General features: G+C 73.6%; 8 protein-coding genes. 7 read left to right on the top strand and 1 reads right to left on the bottom strand.

All coding sequences use genetic code 11. The features are described 5' to 3' along the window. Positions 1 to 2 precede the first annotated feature (2 nt). Both E4O86_RS21840 and E4O86_RS21835 read left to right on the top strand, forming a co-directional pair. Positions 3 to 152: a GTA-gp10 family protein gene (locus tag E4O86_RS21840; RefSeq protein WP_425500150.1), complete on the top strand. Its 150-nt coding sequence runs from the start codon at positions 3 to 5 to the stop codon at positions 150 to 152. Next, on the top strand, positions 149 to 361 hold the full coding sequence (locus tag E4O86_RS21835; RefSeq protein ID WP_161142665.1) for a rcc01693 family protein: 213 nt from the start codon (positions 149 to 151) through the stop codon (positions 359 to 361). Before E4O86_RS21840 ends, E4O86_RS21835 begins: the two co-directional genes overlap by 4 nt. 34 nt (positions 362 to 395) lie before the next feature. On the opposite strand, the gene E4O86_RS21830 is transcribed toward E4O86_RS21835, so the two are convergent. Beyond that, positions 396 to 782, bottom strand: coding sequence for a DUF1236 domain-containing protein (locus E4O86_RS21830; protein WP_161142664.1), 387 nt, complete (start codon positions 780 to 782; stop codon positions 396 to 398). Positions 783 to 951: 169 nt separating this feature from the next. Between E4O86_RS21830 and E4O86_RS21825 the strand changes: the two genes are divergently transcribed. The 5 genes from E4O86_RS21825 to E4O86_RS21805 all read left to right on the top strand — a co-directional run. After that, positions 952 to 1,533, top strand: a complete 582-nt coding sequence (locus tag E4O86_RS21825; protein ID WP_246206548.1) for a phage tail tape measure protein — start codon at positions 952 to 954, stop codon at positions 1,531 to 1,533. A 3-nt stretch (positions 1,534 to 1,536) separates the two neighbouring features. Then, positions 1,537 to 2,184, top strand: a complete 648-nt coding sequence (locus E4O86_RS21820; RefSeq protein WP_161142663.1) for a DUF2460 domain-containing protein — start codon at positions 1,537 to 1,539, stop codon at positions 2,182 to 2,184. Next, positions 2,181 to 3,041: a baseplate hub domain-containing protein gene (locus tag E4O86_RS21815; RefSeq protein ID WP_161142662.1), complete on the top strand. Its 861-nt coding sequence runs from the start codon at positions 2,181 to 2,183 to the stop codon at positions 3,039 to 3,041. Before E4O86_RS21820 ends, E4O86_RS21815 begins: the two co-directional genes overlap by 4 nt. 4 nt (positions 3,042 to 3,045) lie before the next feature. Next, the gene (locus tag E4O86_RS21810; protein ID WP_161142661.1) at positions 3,046 to 3,477 is read left to right on the top strand and encodes an NlpC/P60 family protein; all 432 of its coding nucleotides are present in this window, start codon (positions 3,046 to 3,048) and stop codon (positions 3,475 to 3,477) included. Then, the coding region (locus E4O86_RS21805; protein ID WP_161142660.1) for a baseplate multidomain protein megatron at positions 3,477 to 6,454 on the top strand (2,978 nt) is incomplete at its 3' end. The genes E4O86_RS21810 and E4O86_RS21805, both read left to right, overlap by 1 nt.

Raw genomic sequence — 6,454 nt, 5'->3', positions numbered from 1 at the left:
GCCTGCGCGGGGGCGGCGCGGCGGTGAGCGACGACGAGGTGGCGGCCATGCGCGCCGAAGGCGGCGCGGCCGGCTTCGCCGCCATCGCCGCCGATCTCATCCGGGCAACGTTCGGGGACGGCGGGGAGGCGCGGGAGGCCGCAAACCCTTGACGGCCGCGGCGGGCGGGCCGGCCGCCTTTCCCTGGCGGGAGGCGATGGCGGCAGGGCTCGGCACGCTGCGGCTTCCGCCTTCGGCATTCTGGGCGATGACCCCGCGCGAGCTCGCCGCGGCGCTCACCCCGCCCGGAACAAAGAGCGCGCCGATCGGCCGGGACGACCTCGCCCGGCTGATGGCGCGCTTTCCGGACCGGAGCAGCTGAGCCGCCGGGACGGTCCCGGCGGCCCGGCGACAGCCTACTGGATGACGTAGACGACCTTGCGCGTGCCCGGATCGACGAGGACGCGCTTATTGTTCACGACGGCGTAGCTGTACTGGTAGTTCGGCACCGGGTGCACGACGACCGTCTGCGGCAGCGCCGCGCCCACTTCGACCGTGCCCTGGACCTCGACCGGCTGGGCGGGCTGCTGGACGACGTACTGCTTGACCTCCGCCGGCGGCGGATCGATCGCGGTGCCCATCATGGCGCCCGCGGCGCCGCCGATGACGGCGCCGACCGGACCGCCGAGGACCGCACCGGTGGCGGCTCCGCCCGCGATACCCGCGGCGGTGCCTTCCTGGGCGAACGCCGACGGCGACGCGAGGATCGCGGTCGCAGCCGCGGCGAGAAGAAGTTTGCGCATTCTAGTCTCCCGTTCAATGCCCTCTCCGGCAGCACGAACGCGAGGCGGGGCGAGTGGTTCCGCGCGGGCCGCGAGCGCTAAGCGGCGGCGATTGCTCAAGAAAGCTTTGGGGCTTTCCGGCCGGGCGCCGTTTGCACCGGCCGGCGGACCGGCAATACGGGGAAACACCATGGTTCCGGACGAGGACAGCGGCGGAGACTTCGGCCAGGCGGCGATCGCGGATTCGCTGCGGGGCCTCGAGGGGCTCGCCGACGATTTCGGCCGGGCGATGAGCGCCGCCTTCCGGCGCTCCGCGCTCGAAGGAAAGCGGCTCGACGACGTCCTCAAGGGGCTCGCGCTCGGGCTTTCCGGCCGTGCCCTCAGCCAGGCGCTGGCACCAATCGGAACCGGCATCGCCGCGCTCCTCGAAAGCGCGCTCGCCGGGATCTTCGGCGGCGGGGCGTTCGCCGCCGGGGGCGCGTTCTCCGGCGGCCGGGTCCGCGCCTTCGCAAGCGGAGGGATCGTGGCGGCGCCGACCTACTTCCCGATGCGCGGCGGGCTCGGCCTGATGGGGGAGGCGGGGCCGGAGGCCGTGCTGCCGCTTTCGCGCGGGCCGGACGGGCGGCTCGGGATCCGGGCGGGCGGCGGAGCGGGTGGCATCTCCGTCACGCTCAACGTCACGGCGCGCGACGCGGAGAGCTTCCGCCGCTCGGAGGCGGAGCTGACGGCGCTGCTGGCGCGCGCCGTCGCGCGCGGGCAGAGGGGGACCTGAGCCATGGCGGATGCGGACTTCCACGAAATCGTCTTTCCGATCGCGATCGGCTTCGGGGCGACGGGCGGGCCGGAGCGGCGGACCGAGATCGTCAGGCTCGCCTCCGGCCACGAGCAGCGGAACGCCCGCTGGGCGGATTCGCGGCGCCGCTACAATGCCGGGACGGGGCTGCACTCCACGGCCGACCTTGCCGTGCTCCTCGCCTTCTTCGAGGAGCGCCGCGGCCGCTTCCACGGCTTCCGGTGGCGCGACCGGCTGGACCGCCAGTCGGCGCCGCCGGGGAAGGCGCCCGGGCCGCTCGACCAGACGATCGGGACCGGCGACGGCGCAACGGCGGCCTTCCAGCTCGCCAAGAGCTACGGCAGCGGCTTCGCGCCCTATTCCCGCGCGATCCGGAAGCCGGTGGCCGGAACGGTCCGCGTCGCGGTGGCGGGGGTCGAGCAGAGCGAGGGAACGGCGTTCACGGCCGATCCGACGAGCGGCGTCCTGACGTTCCTGCCGGGCGCGATCCCGCCTGTGGGCGCCGCGGTGACGGCGGGCTTCGCCTTCGACGTCCCGGTGCGGTTCGACACCGACCGCCTCGACATCAATCTCGCCGCCTTCGAGGCGGGCGAGGCTCCGAACATCCCGATCGTGGAGATCCGCACGTGAAGCGCTTCCAGGCCCAGCTCGCAGCCCATCTCGCCTCGGGCGCGACCACGCTCGCCTGGTGCTGGAAGCTCGTCCGGAGCGACGGCGCGGCGCTCGGCTTCACCGACCACGACCGCACGATCGCCTTCGACGGCACGGCGTACGAGCCGGCGACCGGGCTCGACGCCTCCGAGGCGGTCGCCCATGCCGGGTTCGCGGTCGGCGGGCTGGAGGTGACGGGCGCGCTCAGCTCGGAGCGGATTACCGGAGCCGACCTGGAGGCCGGGCTCTACGACGATGCGCGGATCGAGACCTGGCTCGTGAACTGGGCCGATCCCGCCCAGAGGCACCTGATGCGGATCGGCTCGATCGGCGAGGTGCGGCGCGAGGACGGCGCCTTCACGGCGGAAGTGCGCGGCCTCGCCCACCGGCTCGACCAGCCGCAGGGCCGGCTCTTCCGCTTCACCTGCGACGCCGACCTGGGCGATGCGCGCTGCGGCGTGAGCCTCGCCGGCCCGGCCTTCTCCGCCGTCGCGACGGTGAGCGAGACCGACGGGCACAGCTGGGTGAGGTCGGCGGCGCTCGCCGGCCGCGCGGACGGGCTCTTCAGCGGCGGACTCCTGACCTTCACCTCCGGCGGCAATGCCGGCCGCAGGATCGAGATCGACCGGCATGTGAGCGAGACGGGAGGCGGACTGCTCGGCCTCTGGCTCGCGACGGTCGAGCCGATCGCCGCCGGCGACGGCTTCACCGTGACGGCGGGCTGCGACAAGCGGCTTGCGACCTGCCGCGACCGCTTCGCGAACGTGGCGAACTTCCGGGGATTCCCGCACATGCCGGGCAACGATTTCGTGCTCGCCTCCGCGACGCGGGGCTGAGGCCATGAAGCGCATCGAGATCGTCGCCGCCGCGCGCGGCTGGATCGGCACGCCCTACCGCCACCAGGCCTCGCTGCGCGGGGTCGGCTGCGACTGCCTCGGCCTCGTGCGCGGGGTTTGGCGGGAGGTGCTCGGCACGGAGGCCGAGACGCCGCCGGCCTATACGCCCGACTGGGCGGAGGCGAACAAGCGCGAGACGCTTGCCGAGGCGGCCGGCCGGCACGTCGCGGCGATCGCAATCGGCGAGGCGGAGGCGGGCGACCTCGTGCTGTTCCGGTGGCGGCGCGACATGCCGGCGAAGCATGTCGCCATCCTTTCCGGCGGCGGCCGGATGATCCACGCGCAGCAGGGCGCCGCGGTCGCGGAAGTGCCGCTGTCGGACTGGTGGCGCCGCCGCGCCGCCTTCGCATTCCGGTTTCCCGGATTGGAGGCGTAATGGCGACACTCGTCCTCGGCGCCGCCGGCGCCGCGCTCGGCTCCGTCTTCGGCGGCGTCGGGCTCCTGATCGGGCGCGCGGCGGGCGCGGTCGCGGGCCATCTCGTCGACCAGGCCCTCTTCGGCGCGGCAAGACGCGTCGAGGGCGCGCGGCTCTCCGACCTCCAGGTCCAGAGCTCGACGGAAGGCAGCGTGCTGCCGCGCGTCTACGGCAAGGTGCGGCTCGCCGGCCAGGTGATCTGGGCGACGGATTTCGAGGAGGTGCAGTCGACCGAGACGGAGGGCGGCAAGGGCGGCCCGAGCGTGACCACGACGGAATACAGCTATTTCGCGAACTTCGCCGTCGGGCTCTGCGAAGGGCCGGTCACGCGGATCGGCCGGGTCTGGGCCGACGGCGCGCTGCTGGAGACCGGAAACCTGACGATGCGGGTGCATCCGGGTTCGGAGAGCCAGGAGGCGGACGCGCTCATCGCCGCGCACGAGCCGGACGCGCCCGCCTATCGCGGCACCGCCTATGTCGTCTTCGAGCGCCTACCGCTCGCGGCCTTCGGCAACCGCATCCCGCAGCTCTCCTTCGAGGTGCTGCGGCGGCTGCCCGGCATCGAGGACCATGTGCGCAGCGTCTGCGTGATCCCCGGATCGACCGAGTTCGGCTACGACCCGGAGCCGGTGACGCGCGTGCTCGGCGACGGCCTCTACGCGCCCGAGAACACCAATGCCGACCGGCTCGCCGCCGACTGGACCGTCTCGCTCGACGAGCTGCAGGCGCTCTGTCCGCGGCTCGAATGGGTGAGCCTCGTCGTCGCCTGGTTCGGCAGCGACCTCCGCGCGGGCGCCTGCACCATCAGGCCGAAGGTCGACGACCCGACGAAGGAGACGCTGGAGCGGGACTGGCGGGTCGCCGGCCTCGCCCGCGAAGAGGCAGAGCGGGTGAGCCTCGTCGAGGGCAGGCCGGCCTATGGCGGCTCGCCGAGCGACGCGAGCGTCGTCGCGGCGATCCGGGACCTGAAGGCGCGCGGGCTGAAAGTCGCGCTCGTGCCGTTCATCCTGATGGACATTCCCGCCGGGAACGCGCTGCCGGATCCCTATTCCGGCGCGGCCGGCCAGCCCGCCTTTCCCTGGCGGGGGCGGATCACCGGCGATCCTGCGCCGGGCCGGCCGGGCAGCGCCGACGGCACGCCGACCGCGGCGGCGCAGGTGGCGGACTTTCTCGGCGGGGCGGCGCCGGGCGACTTCGCGGTCTCCGACGAGGCGGTCTCCTATTCCGGCCCGGAGGAGGACTGGGGCTACCGGCGCATGATGCTGCATTATGCGCATCTCGCGCTCGCGGCGGGGGGCGTGCACGCCTTCCTCGTCGGCTCCGAGATGCCGGGGCTCTCCAAGCTGCGCGCCGGGCCGGGCACCTATCCCTTCGTGGAGGGCCTGCGGACGCTTTCCGGCGAGCTGCGCGCCGTGCTCGGGCCCGCCACGGCGCTCACCTACGCGGCGGACTGGAGCGAATATTCCGGGCACCGGCCGGAGGACGGCAGCGGCGAGTTCCGCTTCCATCTCGACCCGCTCTGGGCGGACCCGGCGATCGACGCGGTCGGGATCGACGTCTACCACCCGCTCTCCGACTGGCGCGACGAGGCCGGCCATCTCGACGAGGCGAGCGGGCGCTCGCCCTACGAGCCCGACTATCTCTGCGGCAATGTCCGCGGCGGCGAGGGCTACGACTGGTACTATGCGGGCGACGCCGACCGGCGGGCGCAGCTGCGCAGCGCGATCACCGACGGCGCGGCCGGCAAGCCCTGGACCTTCCGCTACAAGGACCTGCCGGCCTGGTGGTCGAACCTCCACTACGACCGGCCCGGCGGCATCGAGGCCGCGAGCCCGACCGCCTGGGTGCCGGAATCGAAGCCGATCTGGCTGACCGAGCTCGGTTGCCCGGCGGTCGACAAGGGCGCCAACCAGCCGAACGTCTTCTACGATCCGAAATCGGCGCAGTCGGCGCTTCCCCACTTCTCGTCCGGCGCGCGGGACGACATGGCCCAGCGCAGCTACATCGACGCCTTCCAGCGCATGCTCGATCCCGACCACCCGGACTATCGCGGCGGCAATCCGCTCTCGGGCGTCTATGGCGGGCGCATGATCGATCCCGCGCGGATCCATCTCTGGGCCTGGGACGCCCGGCCCTATCCGGCGTTCCCGGCGCTCTCGGAGGTGTGGTCCGACGGCGCGAACTGGCAGCGCGGCCACTGGCTGAACGGCCGGCTCGGCGCGATCACGCTCGAGGCGCTGATCGCCGCGATTCTCGCCGACAACGGATTCGCCGAGTTCCGGACCGCCGACGTCCACGGCGTGCTCGGCGGCGCCGCGATCAACGAGATCGTGTCGGCCCGCGGCGCGCTCGAGCCGCTGCTGGCGGTATTCGGCGTCGATGCGGCAGACGGCGGCGACGCGATCGTCTTCAGGGGCCGCGCGCGGCCGGCCGACGCCGCGCTCGACCCGGCGCGGTTCGTGGAGACGGAGGAGGAGCCGGTCCTGCGCTGCGTGCGGGCGCAGGAGACCGAGCTCGCCAACGAGATCGTGCTCAGGACCAGCGACCCGGACCGGGACTACCACGTCTCGGCGGCCGCCTCGCGCCGGCTCGCCGGCGCCAGCCGGCGCACGAGCACGGTCGAGCTCAACGCGGTGGTCGACGCATCGAGTGCGGAGGCGCTGACCAACAGGATGCTGCGGGATCTCTGGGCCGGACGGGAACGCCACGAACTCGCGCTGCCGCCGGAACGGCTGGACCTCGAGCCGGGCGATATCGTGACCCTGCCGCGGGAGGACCGCACCGTGCCGCTCTTCCTGGAACGGGTCGGCGACGGCGCGGCGCGGCGGATCGAGGCGCGGCTCGCCGAGAACCGGATGCGGGCCGCCCCTCCGGTTCCGCCGCGCCCCGTTGCGGCGGCGCCCGCGACGCGCTTCGGCCCGCCGGCGGTCAGGATCCT

Origin of the sequence: Propylenella binzhouense, assembly GCF_009866965.1 — a bacterium.
Lineage (GTDB): Bacteria > Pseudomonadota > Alphaproteobacteria > Rhizobiales > Afifellaceae > Propylenella > Propylenella binzhouense.
Note: the sequence above shows the minus strand (reverse complement) of the source record. Positions and strands in the feature narration are given on the sequence as shown.

Coding starts and splice junctions, on each gene's coding strand:
- E4O86_RS21825 (WP_246206548.1), top strand. CDS start 952: ATGGTTCCGGACGAGGACAGCGGCGGAGACTTCGGCCAGGCGGCGATC.
- E4O86_RS21830 (WP_161142664.1), bottom strand. CDS start 782: ATGCGCAAACTTCTTCTCGCCGCGGCTGCGACCGCGATCCTCGCGTCG.
- E4O86_RS21810 (WP_161142661.1), top strand. CDS start 3,046: ATGAAGCGCATCGAGATCGTCGCCGCCGCGCGCGGCTGGATCGGCACG.
- E4O86_RS21820 (WP_161142663.1), top strand. CDS start 1,537: ATGGCGGATGCGGACTTCCACGAAATCGTCTTTCCGATCGCGATCGGC.